The following is a 14,715-nucleotide window of genomic DNA, read 5'->3' as shown; positions in this document are numbered from 1 at the left end:
TTTTAGTTTCACCTACATCAACTGATTAGTCGATAAAATTTTTCGATTTCTTCCACATTTCCTTTCTTCTCTGTTAATAGGTAATTTTTAATTTCTTCTCTTAAATCTGGGTTCTCAACTAACTTAAGAATGCCTTCACAAACTGCATCAGCATTCATTTCAACAACCAGGCCATTCTTTTGATCAATCATCTGGCTAAAAACAGCATCAAATTTAGTTGTAACAACCGGAGTATTTAGCATCCTTGCTTCTGCAATGGCTAACCCAAACCCTTCAAATCTGGAAGTTTGTACATAAATATCTGAATTTTTTATATAAGGATAGGGATTTGCTTTTACTCCTAATAATATAAACTCCTCAGTTAAATTATTTTTTTGTATTAACTGTTTTATCTCTTCTTCTAATGGTCCTTTTCCCAATACATACCATCTAAATTTCACTCTTTTCTCTTTTAGCTTTTTACCTGCTGTGATAGCGATATCATAGCCTTTTCCGTAAGCAAGTCTTCCAATAGTTAATATCCTGATTCCTTTAAATCCATCGTTGAAGATATCTAGGTTAAGATTAGCCATTTCTATAATTGTTTGTGGATTATTGATATCATAGATCACCTGCGTTTTATTTTTAAAGTTGCGAAATGTTTCTAAAAAAGCCCCTTTTGCCGAGTCAGACACTGCAACAATTCCATTATATTGCCGATAGAAATTTTGTTGATATTCCTTTTCTAATTCATCTAAGCTACTACAAACATTTACCCAAGCAAACTTTTTAGTAGCTTTTACTTTTTCTGCAACATAAAACGTCGGAACTCCTTGCGCATAACTTATTGCAATATCATAGGTTTTAGGATTTTCCTCGATTACCTGTGAAGCACTTTGCCAAAATACTCTTGCTTTTTGAGCGTTACTATATTTCTTTCTCCTGAGTTCTATTGTGTATCTTAACCTGGAAAATAACATTTCATATTTAAAATTCCTTGCTGAATACCAAACAGCCCTTTTCAAGGGCATACCGGTAAACTTTGTGTAGCGTATAGGTTCAAGTATATTCACGTATGAAGGAACTAATTGTTGTAAAGCTCCTCCATGCCCAAATAACATTAAATCGACATTATATTTGGTACGATCGATTAACGACAATAAAGTTACCAGACTCTTTTCTGCGCCTGCACACTCGAGAGAATCAATTACAAAAAGCAAATCCTTTTTCACTTTTTCGATCACATCACTTCTGGTTATATTTAGGTTTTAGATTACTCTTTCTTTCACCTGAATTTTATGTTTTAGTTCAGTTGTTGAAACCCCTTTTGTATAAGGAAAATAAACAATTTCCACCCCTACTTTATTAAACATCTTATCCACCTCACTGAACAAAGGGCTTCCTTTCCAGTCATCACCCACGAACATGACATCAAACTTTAAGTTTTCCCACGCCGAAAATTTATCGCGATTTACTTGGGGAACGACCATGTCTACATATTTAATTCCTTCAATAATTTCTGCTCGATCTGCATATGGAATTACCGGTTTCTTATTCTTGTATTCCACTACCAGCTCATCTGTACTGACACCAACTATCAAGAACTCACATTGCTCTTTCGCTCGCCTTAAAATATTTAAATGACCCACATGAAACAGGTCAAAAACACCTGTTGTATAACCGATTTTATGCTGCTTCATTCATTACTCTCCTTTCTTTGCCAAAACAGATTTCTTCCAGGCGGGAAGCCAGGTTCTTTGCTGCATTTCCATCTTCATAAGATCCTATTTTTGATAAAAAGCTTTCAAGCACTTTTCTATATACTGTCTCGTCATAGCTTTCAATTTTCAGCAAAAGCTCTTCGTTGCTTAAAGCTCTAGTAAACGGCATATCCTTCAAATCAAAATATAAGCCTCGTTCATTTTGAATGTAATCTTCCAAGTCAGGGATGTATAAAAAACAAGGTTTTTTAGTGACTGAGTAGTCGAATACCAAAGAGGAATAATCCGAAATCAGGAAATCCGCGATACATAATAGCTCCTGGATGTCATCATATTGGGTGACGTCTATGACTTGACCATTTGCTTTTATTTGATTTGACATTGATATAAGGTGAGGGTGCAGCTTCACTAAGAATATCCACTCTCCACCAAACTTTTTCGCTAGTGCTTCCTTTACTTTTGCAAAATCGATGTTATATACATCAAGGTTTTTCTCTTTTCTGAACGTTGGTGCATAGAGAGCAATTTTGCAGGTTTCTCGAATATTAAGTTTTGAAAGTGTGGATAATCTCAGGTCGTTATTTGAATTGGCAAGGATATCGTTTCTTGGGGTACCATATTTAAAAATCTCTCCATCATACCAAAAGGCCCGCTTAAAGATTTCGGTGCTGTAGTCACAGCCAGATAGTAATAGATCACATTTTTCCGAATCCTTTTTTGCCATTTGTACATAATTGGAAGGAAGATGTTCCTCAGCATCTTTTTCAATCTGCTTTAAACGAAGTGAACTGTGCCAGGTCTGTATGTAATATTGCTCTTTTCTTTTTACAAACAAGTCAGTGGTTCTGAAATTTGTTATTAACACCTTGGAGGTACAAAGCTCATAAAAATAGCGAATAGACATTGTTTTCACTTTTCTTATCCCTTCAATATCCACCTTGGAATCTGGGTTATTCAATGCCCATACCAGGTCAAAGCAATCTTTAGGATAAGTTTTTAGAATATACTCGGTAATATACTTCGGATTGCAGCCATATTGGCTTCCGTAGTAGCTGAAAAGAAAAATTTTGTTCTTCTTAATAGGAAAACAATTAAAAAGAAAGATTATTACAATTGCGACATACTTTTTAAAGACTCCCATAAAATCTCCTCTTTATACAAAGTAAAAAAAACTTCTTCAAATTTTGAGAAGTTTTTCAGGTTGAGTATTCTTTTTGTTTAGTGGTACCATCTGAAATCCTGAAGGCTCAGAAATGATCTCAAGTTGCCTGAAGACTTTCTTGACAGCAGTAAATAAAATATTTAGTATTGGGTGCAGCAAAAACATTGTTAACTCCGTTTTAAGAGTTTTATCTTGAGCTACTGCATTTTTCAGTTCTGCTGAGTTCTTTCTAATATAATCTCTTATTTCTTTCCGATACAAACCACTTTTATTTTTTCTCCAATTCAGTATCAACAAGTTATAGTGAATTAAACTGTTTTTTAATATTCCCTTATATGATTCATCTACCAAGTCTTGATAGTTTTCTTCTATAAATTTGTGCCTTTCTTTTAAACCTGCCAGGATATCCAGGTTCCTCGGTGTATAAGAAGCAACGATACTGTCGCTTCTTTGCATATAGAAATACAATGGCTGATTTATAAGGATGAATTTTTGGACACGGTCCATCACTTGATGCGCCCAAAATACATCTTCAAACAGAACACCCTTTTTAAAAGGAATGTCTTGAAGGATACTGGTTTTGTAGAGCTTTCCCCAGGCAAAATTCTTAACTCTTTCATTTTTCACTAATTCATACATTAATGACTCCGTATTTAGTATTACAGGTGGTCTTTTCGCATTGTAATGCTTGCGGTCAATGAGTAAATGGTCTTCATAGGCATAATAAAAAGCAGATTGAACTACATCTGCTTTATACTTCTTACTGGTGGATAATAGTATGTCTATTGCATTAGCTGCTAACCAATCATCACTATCCACAAAAATCATATATTTGCTTGTAACCTTCTCCATTCCTGCGTTCCTTGCATCCGATAAACCGCCATTTTCTTTATGGATCACTTTTATCCTTGAGTCATTAGCAGCATATTCTTCTGCAATACTGCCGCAGCGGTCTGGGGAACCATCATTAACTAAAATAATTTCAATATTTCTATAGGTTTGATTCAATATACTATCAATACATCTATTCAGATATTTTTCTACTCTATAAATAGGAACGACTACACTAACTTTATCAGGCATTCTATTTCCGCCTACCTTCGAATATTTTACAGGAGTTGGACGAAAGTCGGCTGATTGACCACTCCTTATTTATTTGGATACTTTCTCATTCTGCCACTTGATAAATTCTATAAGCTGTTTATATTCTTGGATATTATCCTTTTTAATGCCTGTTTTTTTCAGTTCTTCTGCAAATTCATAAAGTTCTTTATCGTGGCGAACTCTTTCTGTACTATGACCGTTTATCAACAATGCTTTAAGGTCTACGTCTAAAACATCCGATATCTTCTCCAGAATTTGTATGGAAGGATTTTTATGTACATCCCGTTCTATATTGCTTAAATATGACTTGGAAATCCCGGATCGATCAGCTAATTCAGAAAGGCTCAGCCCCTTTCTTCTTCTAAGTTCAGATAAATTTTTTCCAATCATGTGGGTTACCTCATTATCCTTGGATATTAAACTATTTTTCTTTCAACCTCTTTTACGTTAATAAGATTTTTAATGCAATTAATGACTCGTGATTGGTCTAGTTCCTCCATATTGGAGCCTGAAGGCAGGCAAATTCCGTGGGAGAATAATTGATCTGAGACACTTTCCTTTTCACCATGTGTAAAATACTTGGCACCTTTGAACAAAGGCTGCATATGGAGCGGCTTCCAAACAGGTCTTGCTTCAATGTTTTCTGCAGCTAACCCCTCTATTAGTTCACTTACTGTAACACCTGCTTCTGTTTCATCAATCGCCATTGCTGTCAGCCATCGATTTGAATAGGTTTCATTTAACTCCGGCATAAACTGAATTCCAGGTAATGCAGATAACTCTTGATAATACCTTTCAAAAATTGCTCTTCTTGCTTCGACTCTTTCTTCCAGGACCTCTAGCTGCGCTCTGCCAATTCCAGCTAAAATATTGCTCATTCGATAGTTATAACCGATATTGCTATGCTGATAATGAGGTGCTGGATCTCTTGCCTGTGTTGCCAAGAAGCGAGCTTTATGGATTGCTTCGGTATCGTTTGATACAAGCATGCCGCCACCAGAAGTGGTAATAATTTTATTCCCGTTAAAAGAAAAAACACCGAATTGGCCGAACGAGCCGCTGGGCTTTCCTTTATAGGATGATCCAAGGGATTCTGCTGCATCTTCAATCATTGGAACTTCATACTGAGCGCACAAAGCACTCAGCTCATCCATCTTTGCGCTTTGGCCATATAGATTAACAACAATCACTGCTTTAGGAAGCCTCCCCCTTAAAGCAGCATCTCTAAATGCTTTTTCTAACGCTTCCGGGGACATATTCCATGTCTCTAGTTCAGAGTCGATAAACACCGGCTCAGCACCCAAGTACAAAATTGGATTAGCACTTGCGATAAAAGTTAATGTGGAACAAAATACTGTATCCCCTTTTTCCACTCCCAATAAAGAAAGAGCCAAATGAATCGCAGCCGTTCCAGAACTGACGGCAGCAGCTTCATTGACTCCTGTATATGCGGCTATTTCCTTTTCAAATGAGTCTACATTTGGTCCAAGAGGAGCTATCCAATTTGTCTCGAAAGCTTCTTTAATATATTTTTGTTCATTTCCGCTCATATGCGGGGAGGAGAGGTAGATTTTTTTTTGAACCGTGGTATTAATCATTTATACACCCCCAGTTACTTCTTTCATTTTCACAATCGCGGGTACACCTACTGCGGTACTGTTTGCTGGAATATGATGAATCACTGTCGCACCTGCTCCAACCATTGCCCATTTCCCGATTTCCATACCTGGGATGACAGTTGCACTTGCCCCAACGTGAGCTCCTTCTCTGACCGTGACATTCCCGGTCAAAGTGGCAGTTGGGGAGATATGGACGAAATCCTCAATTTTGCTATCATGCTCAACAACTGCAGATGTATTTATGATCACGTGCGTTCCCAACAAGGAATCCGAATTGACAACTGCACATGGCATTACGACGCTTCCGGGTCCGATCTTGGAGTATTCACTCACTTGAGCTGTCGGGTGGATCAAAGTTGTATAGAACTCTTCGGGAAACCCAAGTCGCTTTACAATTTGCATTCTTACTTTGTTATTTCCAACAGCAACAAAAAACTTCACCTCAGGGAATTCCTCAGCAATCCTCTGGGAAGCATCCACAGGCCCATACAAGATCTGTTCATGAAAAAATTCAGCATTAAATTTATCATCGAGGCAGCCGACTATTTCTGCATTTCCCATGGCTTTAATGACATCTCTAACGACTTTACTATGTCCTCCCTGACCTATAATGGCAATTTTCATCCGTGACCCTCTTTTACGATAGATTTTGAACCTCTAAACGGTTCCATCGTCACATTGCCCGGCTGTGTGACGCCTTCGGATTGGACTACTTTGTAAAGTGTCCTCCATAAGATTTTCAGATCCAGAAGGAAAGAATGATTTTGAACGTACCAAACGTCTAATTTGAACTTTTCTTCCCAGGATAATGTGTTTCGGCCGCTGATTTGAGCTAATCCGGTGATTCCGGGTTTAACAAGATGGCGTTTCGCCTGATCTTTAGTGTATAGCGGAAGGTATTCCATCAATAACGGCCTTGGCCCCACCAGACTAAGATCTCCTTTTAACACATTGATCAGCTGCGGCAATTCGTCCAGACTGTATTTCCTTAAAAATTGGCCCGCTGGACTCAAACGAATTTTATCTGAAAGCAGCTTTCCATTTCGGTCCCGCTCATCTGTCATCGTCCTAAACTTATAAAGATAAAACGGCTTTTCATTTAATCCTGGCCTCTTCTGTTTAAAAATGACTGGTTTCCCCAGTTTCACTTTTACAAATACAGCAGTAGACAAGATGATTGGTGATAATACAACAAGGAGTAAAATTGAACTACTTAAATCTAAGAGCCTTTTCATTTTTGCAACCCCTAGCAACGGTTATGATTAATGTTTATTTTCTAAAACTAATGTGAGCTTCTCTTGGATTTCTAAAATTAATTCTTCGGTTTTGATGTCCTCAATTAATTGCCCCCTAATATAAACTTCCTGCAACAATTCCTTGAAGCGTTGTTGTGGCGTTTCCTGTACACTCATTGCAAAATCCTCTTCTCATTCATTTTTTCGCATAAAAAAAATCCCCACTTTTTGATAAGTGCGGATTGCTTTCTTCATATCCGTTCGGATTCTTCGATTGCCATCTCCATGAATCTTCACACATTTGATGAAGATCCTTTTCTGCTGCCCATCCCAACTCCTGCTTCGCTTTCATTGGATCAGCAAAACAGATAGCAGCATCTCCTGCTCTTGATTCAGCAATTCTATAGGGAATAGGAATGCCAGCGGCTTTCTCAAAAGCTTCTATCATTTCAAGTACACTGTACCCCTTTCCGGTACCAAGATTAAAAGACTCGACTCCATTACTTGTATCTATTTTTTCAAGCGCCTTTAAATGACCCTTGGCAAGATCAACTACATGAATGTAATCCCTCACCCCAGTTCCATCAGCTGTTGGATAATGATTGCCAAAAACACTGAGCTCTGGCAGTTTACCGACAGCAACTTGAGTGATAAAGGGCATTAAGTTATTTGGAATTCCATTTGGATCTTCACCAATCATTCGGGATTCATGGGCTCCGATTGGATTGAAATACCGCAACAAGGTGATGCTCCAGTTTTGATCAGATTGATAAAGATCCCTTAATATTTCCTCTATCATTAACTTCGTCCGCCCATAAGGGTTCAGTGCTTTTAAAGGGAAGTGTTCTGAAATTGGAACTTTCTGCGGCATGCCATATACTGTCGCTGAGGAACTGAAGACAATTCTGTTAACATTGTATTTCTTCATGGTGTTTAATAGATTGATTGTACCGGTGATATTATTATGGTAATACCTAAGCGGCAATCGAACAGACTCTCCAACAGCTTTAAGACCGGCGAAGTGAATGACAGCATCAATCTCATTTTCAATAAAGACCTTTTCAAGCTCTTGCTCATTCAATAAATCAACCTGATAGAACGGAAAGCTCTTCCCGGTGATTTCGCTTATTCTGTTTAATGCTTCTTTCTTGCTGTTCATCAGATTATCAACAACAATAATCTCATTTCCTGCATTTAGCAATTCCACACATGTATGACTGCCTATATAGCCTGCACAGCCTGTTACAAGAATTGACATAGATCCACCTCCGTTTATGCATTTATTAAGCCGTAAATCTTCTGGACTTCATTTTCATTTCCATAATCCATTGACTTTGTATATTTGATTAGCTCATCTCTTAAAATCGGATTATCAAGTAACTCTTGCAGCCCCTCAACAATCCCATCTGCTCCCATTGAGGTTATAAATCCATCTACCCGATCATTCACCTGGCTTTTCGCCGTTGGAAAGTTGGTTATGACAACTGGCTTACCAAGTATCTGCGCTTCACGAATGGTTACTGCTTTCCCCTCATATCTGGAGGGCTGGACATAAATATCGCATGCTTTTATGTATGGATACGGATTCATTTTTTTACCGAGAAGGAAAAAATGATTTTCTAGCCCTAACTCAGTTATAAGCTTACGCAGCTCATTTTCCTGTGAACCATATCCTACAACATACCAAGCAACATCATATCCTTTATTGATTAATTGCCTGCATGCCCTGATTGCATTGTCAAACCCCTTCGCATGAGAAAGCCGTCCAACGGACACTAGAATGGTTTTGCCTGGTTCTTTTTTGATCTCATGCCCACTCTGAATTTCAGATTGCTGTCTTACAAAATCCTGAGAAAGGATATTTTCTATGACCATTGTCTTTTCTTTTAAATGTGGAAATTGGTTTAAAAAGGTGTTCGAGCATTCCTCTGAAACTGCGACTATTTGGTCTAGATTTTTCCACATTTTCATTTCCGACTTTTTATCAATAAAAATATTGGAATAATCCGTATGGACCCAGCCGACCTTCCTTTTCGCCTTTACTTTTTCCCCGATGAAATGATGCGGCCATAAGAATCCAATTGCAAGATCATACTCCTTTGATAATTCAGGCAAAAATGGGCGTGTAAGCTCCCAGCCATATTGGATCGTTAAATATCCCGGTTCCTCAACCTTCATCATTTTCCCCTTGATGCTGCCTTTATACTTCGCTAATAACCTAGAGACCGCAATAGGGTATCGGCCATCTCGTATAATCTGTAAAATCGATTTTCTGAATGTACTATAAGCTGGATTCTCTGGGAGCAATTTCGGTCCTTCAGGCAATAACGAAAAGAACTCTCCTTCATGCTTAAAGAGCATTAAATCGACATCATATTTTTGATAGTCAATGCTATTGAGCAACCCAATCAAACTTCGTTCAACCCCGCCTATGGCTAAATCAAATGAAGCAATCAATACCTTTTTCTTCATTTAGCACTCCGCCCCAATAGTAAATTGCTAACCAACTCTGTAAAGCTTCATCCACTCCTCAATATTTTGTTGAATACTAAAGCCTTTTTCAGATAACGCTTTAACTAAAGTGTCTCTTTCTGGCTTTTTTATATGGATTGCTTTTTCTACTTCTTCTCCCCATTTATCTGGACGCTCACCGAGACTTAAATACCTTACTAAGCCGAGCCCCATATCTGTACTAATGGGAACCGAATTCGACAAGATACAAGGAGTTCCGCTTATCTGGGCCTCAACTGTCACTATCCCGAAGCCCTCAAATATGGAAGGGAAAAGAAAAACATCGAAAGCCTTCATCAGTCTCGGAATATCAGAGCGTACTCCTAAAAAACGAACATGCTTGGAAAGGCCCATATTCTCTGCTTCTTGTTCAATATTTTCTTTTAAAGGACCATCTCCAACCAGCAGCGCCACATACTTTTTATCTTTTTTCACCAGTTGTTTTAGAACTTGCAGAATAAAAGCCTGGTTTTTAGACCTTGAAAACTTTCCAACATGACCGATGATCTTGGCATCTTGCTCGAGCCCAAGTTCCCTGATTACACTCGTTTTAGTGATTGTTTCATCAAGATACTGTCCTAAATCAATACCATTCTTCAGTATTGTTACTTGATTTTCATCAACTGCCTTTTGACCAAATAAAAAAGCTCCAGCCTCTTGGCTGCAGCTGCAATATTGTGTCGCAGAGATTTTAATGATTGACTGCAAACCCTTTAGTACAAGCTTTTGTTTAAAGCTGTTAATCATTGGCCAGTTGTTGCTGTGAGAGTGACAAATACGATGTGGAATTCCTGCAATCTTTGCTGCAAGGGCAGGAAATCCACTCTGGTAATCGGTATGTGAATGAACGGCAATATAGAGATTTGACGACATGATTTCTGCGAGTTTTTTAACGTAAGATATTGGCCCCGCATTTCCTAGGCTGGGAACGCGATAAATCTTTCCGCCTAATTTTTGAATTTCATTATCGTAATCTCCTTGGTCATCGCGATGGACAATAAAATCAAATTGAAGCTTGCATCTATCCAGATTTCGATAAACATTCATAAGTAATGTTTCCGCCCCGCCTCGATCCATCGTACTTACGATATGCAAGACCCTATCGATATGATTCTTTTCCACATTTTATCCCTCCTATCATTAAAAGCTGATATAGTCGCTTTTATAGTTAATATTCAAGCTGATTACGCTCTCGTAATAATAAAAAAGAAAATAAAACACTATGATACCTAGGTACACGAAACGCTGTTCTTTAGGATTAAATAATTTAACGATCCAGGCAATTAAAATCAATTGGTATAAAGTAAAATAAATCGAAAACCGGGCAAAGATCCAATTCTGTGTCGATATAATCATAAATACCAAACCGATTAGAGACATATTCACTATATAATCGCTTTCAGGAAATATTTCCCTTAATCTATCCCTGCCCAGGAATGCAATAAATAACGGAGCTCCAAAAACAGCCACTCTAATTATATTGGCACCACCCTCTTGAAAATCTTTGTAATGACCATATTGTGTATTCTCTATGCTGGAAAACAAGATTGCTGAGAATTTATCAAAGCCTGCCACAATAACCACAGCGATGACCAGTAACATTATAGTTGCTCTTGACCACGCTTTATAACGAACTAAAAAATATATTGGCAGCAAAATTAAAGCACTTTCATGGAATGTAGAAGCAAATAAAACGATTAGTGCATATGCAAAAAAGTTCCCACTGATAATAAACCTGGTGGCAGTAAAAGCGATCGCCGCTGTAAGAACCTGCCTTAGACCGTTCATGGAGACGAGAAATAATCCACCTGTAATATAAACATATGCACTGAGCTCGAATTGTCTAGAGTACTTAAGAAATATGAGTACAATTAGAACATTGGAAATTACTGCAGCTGTAAATATCAATATTTGTGGATCGTCTGATATTCTTTTTAAGAACATTTGCAGGATCCAAAAACCTATGTTTTCTTTCTCTTTTATCTGGCCCCAAGTAAAGTCATTTAATTCGTAGGCATACTTATAAAAGTAAGTATCCCCTATATTGGATCTTAGTCCACCAACTAACGCCAATGACAAAAGAGCTCCAAGCGCGAATATTTTATTATAAGAAATAGACGTGATGGATACCGAGGAAAATGCAGGTTTGGCAAAATATCTGCTTAAGAAAGAAAAGACAAAGACAACTGCAAGGTTCCACCATAAAATGGTCATATTTTATTCCTTCCACTTTTATATAGTACGGGTTTTAAATGAGATAAATATTGATAATAGCACACCAAAAGGGAATGCAAGTGCCGTCAATGTTTTGTTGGGTGTCTCCTTTAATACGTTAAACTCCTTACTTAACAGAGTACTCGAAACATAATGAATTGCTTGCTTAAATTTAAATCTCCAATTGGCAAAAGGCAATTTCATTAATTCTTTACGATAAAACGCGAACCCTTTTGGATTCTTCCGAAATTGCTTTATCATATTAAGTGAGGAACCATCGGGTAAATATTCTACATGGCATAAAACATCATTCATTAGGAGCATTTCATATTCTTGATCAAGTTTATAATACTTATAGGCCAGCCCCACATATTTTTCATTTTCGAATACTGGATATGGGAATTTTTTCGTTAATTCCGTCCGATAAACTAACTTCTTATCTCCAGTCACTCCATATTTATAGTAAAGATCGAATAGTGTTGAAGTTTTCAGTTTATCAGGCAGTTTTGACCCTATAACTGTCCCGTCAGAAAAAGAGTCCAGTCCTATCAGACCACTCACATTTTCGCTTCCTTCTCTCTCCCACATTCCCAAAATCTTTTCTACTGCCTCATTTGGGAGATAATCGTCAGAATCAATACAAACATTCAATTCAGTTTTGATTAGTTCATATGCCGTATTATGCGCTCCATGCATACCCTGGTTTTCTTGCCAAATATATTGAATATCCATTAAGTTCTCAGTCTGCCAATTACTTACTAAATCCTTCGTATTATCAGTAGAACCATCATCAATGATCAACCAAATGAAGTCTTTATTGGTTTGCCTTTTTAACGATTCATAACAATTACCCAAACAATATGCCCTATTGAATGTTGGCGTAAACACCGTTAACTTCTTCATTCATCACATCCCCCGTGACAGTAGAATAAAATTTTTGAAGATAGCCGGAAGCATTCTTTATATCGTAGCCATTATCTGAAATCAATGAGTTTACATTGCTATTCCGGGTAGAGTGTTGATTTATTACATCCTGCATCCTCTCAATCCATAATTTTTTATTGGTGAGAGATATAGAATGAACTAAACCAAGTCCCATGTCTATCTCTTTGGTTATAGAATCAGAGATAAGACAAGGAAGCCCTGAAGCCTGAGCCTCAATTAATGAGACTGGAACCCCTTCAAATATAGAGGGAAACAGAAAAACATCAAATGCCTGCAGAAGTTGTTCTACATCCGATCTGCTTCCAAGAAACTTAATATTCTTAGATAATTCCATCTCTTCTGCTTTCCTCTTAATCTCAGGAAGCAGCGGGCCATCTCCAACCAACAAAAGAATGGCCTCTCTCCTATAAGACAGGAATTCTTTAAACAGCTCTAATAAATAGGAATGATTCTTTGGCATAGAAAATCTACCTACATGGCCGACTAAAAACTGATCTTTCTCCATTTTTAATTCTGACCTGATCAATTCCCTTACTTTTGGAGAAAATTTAAATTTGTCTAAATCAATTCCATTTTTTAAAAATATCGTTCCATTGGCTTTTTTCCCAAATAGCCATTCAGCAGCTTCTTTTGAACATGAAACAAAATCAGTAGCATACTTTGGAATCATTGTTCCGGCATACCATTTGTATATTCTCGCCGCTGCCCCACCTTCACTCCTTGTACTATGGCTGTGAGCAATTCTTACAGAAACTCCTGCTTTTTTAGCGGCACGCAATACAAATCCACTCATTTTATCCATATGTGAATGAACGATCTGGTATTGTGGATACTCAATGAAAAATTCGGTTAATGCCTTAAGATATTTTGAATGTCCTACCTCTGTAATATATGGAATTCTATACACTTTCCCACCCAGTTTTAAAATCTCTTCGTCAAAAACCCCTTCTTTACAAGTCAAAAAATCAAACTGGATTTTTGATCTATCAATGTTTCGATATAGGTTCATCAGCAGTGTTTCAGCCCCGCCACGGTTCATGTTGACGACTACGTGTAACACTCTTAAAGGACTGCCCACTGCGACTCCTCCGTTTCTGCCATATATGGTTTGTAGATTGCACTCTTTTCTTGGAGTATTTTATTTGTGCTGAATTTGTTTATAATCAGCCTGCGGCCATGGGATCCCATTACTGCTCTTTGCGCTGGATCCTTTGCCAGTAGCTTCATCTTTTTCGCAAACATATGTGGGTCAGACCCCTGAATTAACCAGCCTTCTTGCTGATTTGTAATTAGTTCTCGGTGGCCTCTGTTTTCTGTGGCGATAACTGGCAAGCCGCATGACATGGCTTCCATAATATTTACAGGGAGACCTTCCCTAAAGCTGGATCCAACCGCTACATCAGATATTTGCAGTAACTGTTCAATGTCTTTTCTGAATCCTAGAAAATGAACCTGATCTTCCACACCTAGCTTTTTAGCCAATTTGCGACAATCCTGCAATGAAGATCCTTCTCCAGCTAAGAGAAGCTTTGCTTTTGGAACTTCCTCCATTATTTGTGCAAGGACTCGAATTAACAGTTGCTGGTTCTTGTTTTTATTGAATTCAGCCGCGTAAAACATTAAAAAATCGCCAACGTTGTAGCCGTAGGCGATTCTTAATTCCTTTTTGTATTCTGTTTCAGCTGGCTTGAATTTATCTGTATTCACTCCCACTCCATGGACATGTTCAATACGGTCCGCCTTGAATTGATGCTGGTTGGCTCTATTGAAATCCTCTTCATTAATTGTAATCAGGCAATCGGTATATCTTGCCAGCCATTTTTCAATAGGATAATAGACTAGCCAGTTTACTGCCGGTGAACCTTTGCAGAAGTGAAAACCATGAGCTGTGTACAAAACTTTTGTTCCTTTTTCTCGCGCTGCCCTAGATGCAAGTCTGGCCAACACTCCCCCAACTGGTGTATGGCTATGAATGATTTGATAGTCATTTTGGTCGATGATTAATTTCAATTGCTGATAGGCCTTCACGTTTTGCAGACTGAATGGTGACCTTTGTATTGGCAAATCATATTTTTTATCAACAAAAGGGAGGTCCATATCACCGTTAGCAGCAACATGGACCTCCCAACCTTGCTCTTTGAACCATTTCATGTAAGGTAAATGAAATGCATTAAAATGATAATCAACCGTAGCACATAATAAAATTCTCTTTTTCAAAGCCATAA

Annotated in this window: 16 protein-coding genes; all 16 read right to left on the bottom strand. The window is 37.8% G+C overall.

Annotation, left to right across the window (positions count from 1 at the left end; translation table 11 throughout):
- Nucleotides 1-17: 17 nt before the first annotated feature.
- Nucleotides 18-1,223 carry a glycosyltransferase gene (locus tag QNH36_RS04520; RefSeq protein WP_283904831.1) on the bottom strand — a complete coding sequence of 402 codons (1,206 nt, stop codon included), beginning with the start codon at nucleotides 1,221-1,223 and terminating at the stop codon, nucleotides 18-20.
- Nucleotides 1,224-1,247: 24 nt separating this feature from the next.
- Nucleotides 1,248-1,679: an FAD synthase family protein gene (locus QNH36_RS04515; RefSeq protein WP_283904830.1), complete on the bottom strand. Its 432-nt coding sequence runs from the start codon at nucleotides 1,677-1,679 to the stop codon at nucleotides 1,248-1,250.
- Nucleotides 1,666-2,841: a CDP-glycerol glycerophosphotransferase family protein gene (locus QNH36_RS04510; protein ID WP_283904829.1), complete on the bottom strand. Its 1,176-nt coding sequence runs from the start codon at nucleotides 2,839-2,841 to the stop codon at nucleotides 1,666-1,668. The genes QNH36_RS04515 and QNH36_RS04510 overlap by 14 nt, the downstream gene beginning before the upstream one ends.
- 36 nt (nucleotides 2,842-2,877) lie before the next feature.
- Nucleotides 2,878-3,945 carry a glycosyltransferase family 2 protein gene (locus QNH36_RS04505; protein ID WP_283904828.1) on the bottom strand — a complete coding sequence of 356 codons (1,068 nt, stop codon included), beginning with the start codon at nucleotides 3,943-3,945 and terminating at the stop codon, nucleotides 2,878-2,880.
- A 69-nt stretch (nucleotides 3,946-4,014) separates the two neighbouring features.
- Nucleotides 4,015-4,356: a helix-turn-helix domain-containing protein gene (locus QNH36_RS04500; RefSeq protein WP_283904827.1), complete on the bottom strand. Its 342-nt coding sequence runs from the start codon at nucleotides 4,354-4,356 to the stop codon at nucleotides 4,015-4,017.
- Nucleotides 4,357-4,382: 26 nt separating this feature from the next.
- Nucleotides 4,383-5,564, bottom strand: coding sequence for a DegT/DnrJ/EryC1/StrS family aminotransferase (locus QNH36_RS04495; protein ID WP_283904826.1), 1,182 nt, complete (start codon nucleotides 5,562-5,564; stop codon nucleotides 4,383-4,385).
- On the bottom strand, nucleotides 5,565-6,209 hold the full coding sequence (locus QNH36_RS04490; RefSeq protein ID WP_283904825.1) for an acetyltransferase: 645 nt from the start codon (nucleotides 6,207-6,209) through the stop codon (nucleotides 5,565-5,567). It lies immediately after the preceding gene.
- Nucleotides 6,206-6,820 carry a sugar transferase gene (locus QNH36_RS04485; RefSeq protein ID WP_283904824.1) on the bottom strand — a complete coding sequence of 205 codons (615 nt, stop codon included), beginning with the start codon at nucleotides 6,818-6,820 and terminating at the stop codon, nucleotides 6,206-6,208. The genes QNH36_RS04490 and QNH36_RS04485 overlap by 4 nt, the downstream gene beginning before the upstream one ends.
- A 27-nt stretch (nucleotides 6,821-6,847) precedes the next feature.
- On the bottom strand, nucleotides 6,848-6,997 hold the full coding sequence (locus QNH36_RS04480; protein ID WP_283904823.1) for a YwzD family small protein: 150 nt from the start codon (nucleotides 6,995-6,997) through the stop codon (nucleotides 6,848-6,850).
- Nucleotides 6,998-7,016: 19 nt separating this feature from the next.
- Nucleotides 7,017-8,078, bottom strand: coding sequence for a UDP-glucose 4-epimerase GalE (gene galE / locus QNH36_RS04475; protein ID WP_283904822.1), 1,062 nt, complete (start codon nucleotides 8,076-8,078; stop codon nucleotides 7,017-7,019).
- A gap of 14 nt (nucleotides 8,079-8,092) precedes the next feature.
- Nucleotides 8,093-9,292 (bottom strand): glycosyltransferase, encoded by a 1,200-nt coding sequence (locus QNH36_RS04470; protein WP_283904821.1) that lies wholly within the window; start codon nucleotides 9,290-9,292, stop codon nucleotides 8,093-8,095.
- 27 nt (nucleotides 9,293-9,319) lie between these two features.
- Nucleotides 9,320-10,408 (bottom strand): glycosyltransferase family 1 protein, encoded by a 1,089-nt coding sequence (locus tag QNH36_RS04465; protein ID WP_283905373.1) that lies wholly within the window; start codon nucleotides 10,406-10,408, stop codon nucleotides 9,320-9,322.
- Nucleotides 10,409-10,471: 63 nt separating this feature from the next.
- Nucleotides 10,472-11,545, bottom strand: coding sequence for an EpsG family protein (locus tag QNH36_RS04460; protein WP_283904820.1), 1,074 nt, complete (start codon nucleotides 11,543-11,545; stop codon nucleotides 10,472-10,474).
- 18 nt (nucleotides 11,546-11,563) lie between these two features.
- A complete protein-coding gene (locus QNH36_RS04455; protein WP_283904819.1) occupies nucleotides 11,564-12,448 on the bottom strand; it encodes a glycosyltransferase family 2 protein in 885 nt (294 codons plus the stop codon).
- On the bottom strand, nucleotides 12,411-13,568 hold the full coding sequence (locus tag QNH36_RS04450) for a glycosyltransferase family 1 protein (RefSeq protein ID WP_283904818.1): 1,158 nt from the start codon (nucleotides 13,566-13,568) through the stop codon (nucleotides 12,411-12,413). Before QNH36_RS04450 ends, QNH36_RS04455 begins: the two co-directional genes overlap by 38 nt.
- Nucleotides 13,553-14,713: a glycosyltransferase family 4 protein gene (locus tag QNH36_RS04445; RefSeq protein ID WP_283904817.1), complete on the bottom strand. Its 1,161-nt coding sequence runs from the start codon at nucleotides 14,711-14,713 to the stop codon at nucleotides 13,553-13,555. Before QNH36_RS04445 ends, QNH36_RS04450 begins: the two co-directional genes overlap by 16 nt.
- Nucleotides 14,714-14,715: the final 2 nt, after the last annotated feature.

The organism is Mesobacillus sp. AQ2 (assembly GCF_030122805.1).
GTDB classification, from domain to species: Bacteria; Bacillota; Bacilli; order Bacillales; family Cytobacillaceae; genus Mesobacillus; species Mesobacillus oceanisediminis_A.
The sequence above is the reverse complement of the archived record's forward strand: the minus strand, read 5'-3'. Positions and strand labels throughout refer to the sequence as shown.

What these genes read in the sequence shown, in the direction of transcription:
- QNH36_RS04515 (WP_283904830.1), bottom strand. Translation starts at nt 1,679, where the DNA reads ATGAAGCAGCATAAAATCGGTTATACAACAGGTGTTTTTGACCTGTTT.
- QNH36_RS04510 (WP_283904829.1), bottom strand. Translation starts at nt 2,841, where the DNA reads ATGGGAGTCTTTAAAAAGTATGTCGCAATTGTAATAATCTTTCTTTTT.
- QNH36_RS04505 (WP_283904828.1), bottom strand. Translation starts at nt 3,945, where the DNA reads ATGCCTGATAAAGTTAGTGTAGTCGTTCCTATTTATAGAGTAGAAAAA.
- QNH36_RS04500 (WP_283904827.1), bottom strand. Translation starts at nt 4,356, where the DNA reads ATGATTGGAAAAAATTTATCTGAACTTAGAAGAAGAAAGGGGCTGAGC.
- QNH36_RS04495 (WP_283904826.1), bottom strand. Translation starts at nt 5,564, where the DNA reads ATGATTAATACCACGGTTCAAAAAAAAATCTACCTCTCCTCCCCGCAT.
- QNH36_RS04490 (WP_283904825.1), bottom strand. Translation starts at nt 6,209, where the DNA reads ATGAAAATTGCCATTATAGGTCAGGGAGGACATAGTAAAGTCGTTAGA.
- QNH36_RS04485 (WP_283904824.1), bottom strand. Translation starts at nt 6,820, where the DNA reads ATGAAAAGGCTCTTAGATTTAAGTAGTTCAATTTTACTCCTTGTTGTA.
- QNH36_RS04480 (WP_283904823.1), bottom strand. Translation starts at nt 6,997, where the DNA reads ATGAGTGTACAGGAAACGCCACAACAACGCTTCAAGGAATTGTTGCAG.
- galE (WP_283904822.1), bottom strand. Translation starts at nt 8,078, where the DNA reads ATGTCAATTCTTGTAACAGGCTGTGCAGGCTATATAGGCAGTCATACA.
- QNH36_RS04470 (WP_283904821.1), bottom strand. Translation starts at nt 9,292, where the DNA reads ATGAAGAAAAAGGTATTGATTGCTTCATTTGATTTAGCCATAGGCGGG.
- QNH36_RS04465 (WP_283905373.1), bottom strand. Translation starts at nt 10,408, where the DNA reads ATGGATCGAGGCGGGGCGGAAACATTACTTATGAATGTTTATCGAAAT.
- QNH36_RS04460 (WP_283904820.1), bottom strand. Translation starts at nt 11,545, where the DNA reads ATGACCATTTTATGGTGGAACCTTGCAGTTGTCTTTGTCTTTTCTTTC.
- QNH36_RS04455 (WP_283904819.1), bottom strand. Translation starts at nt 12,448, where the DNA reads ATGAAGAAGTTAACGGTGTTTACGCCAACATTCAATAGGGCATATTGT.
- QNH36_RS04445 (WP_283904817.1), bottom strand. Translation starts at nt 14,713, where the DNA reads ATGGCTTTGAAAAAGAGAATTTTATTATGTGCTACGGTTGATTATCAT.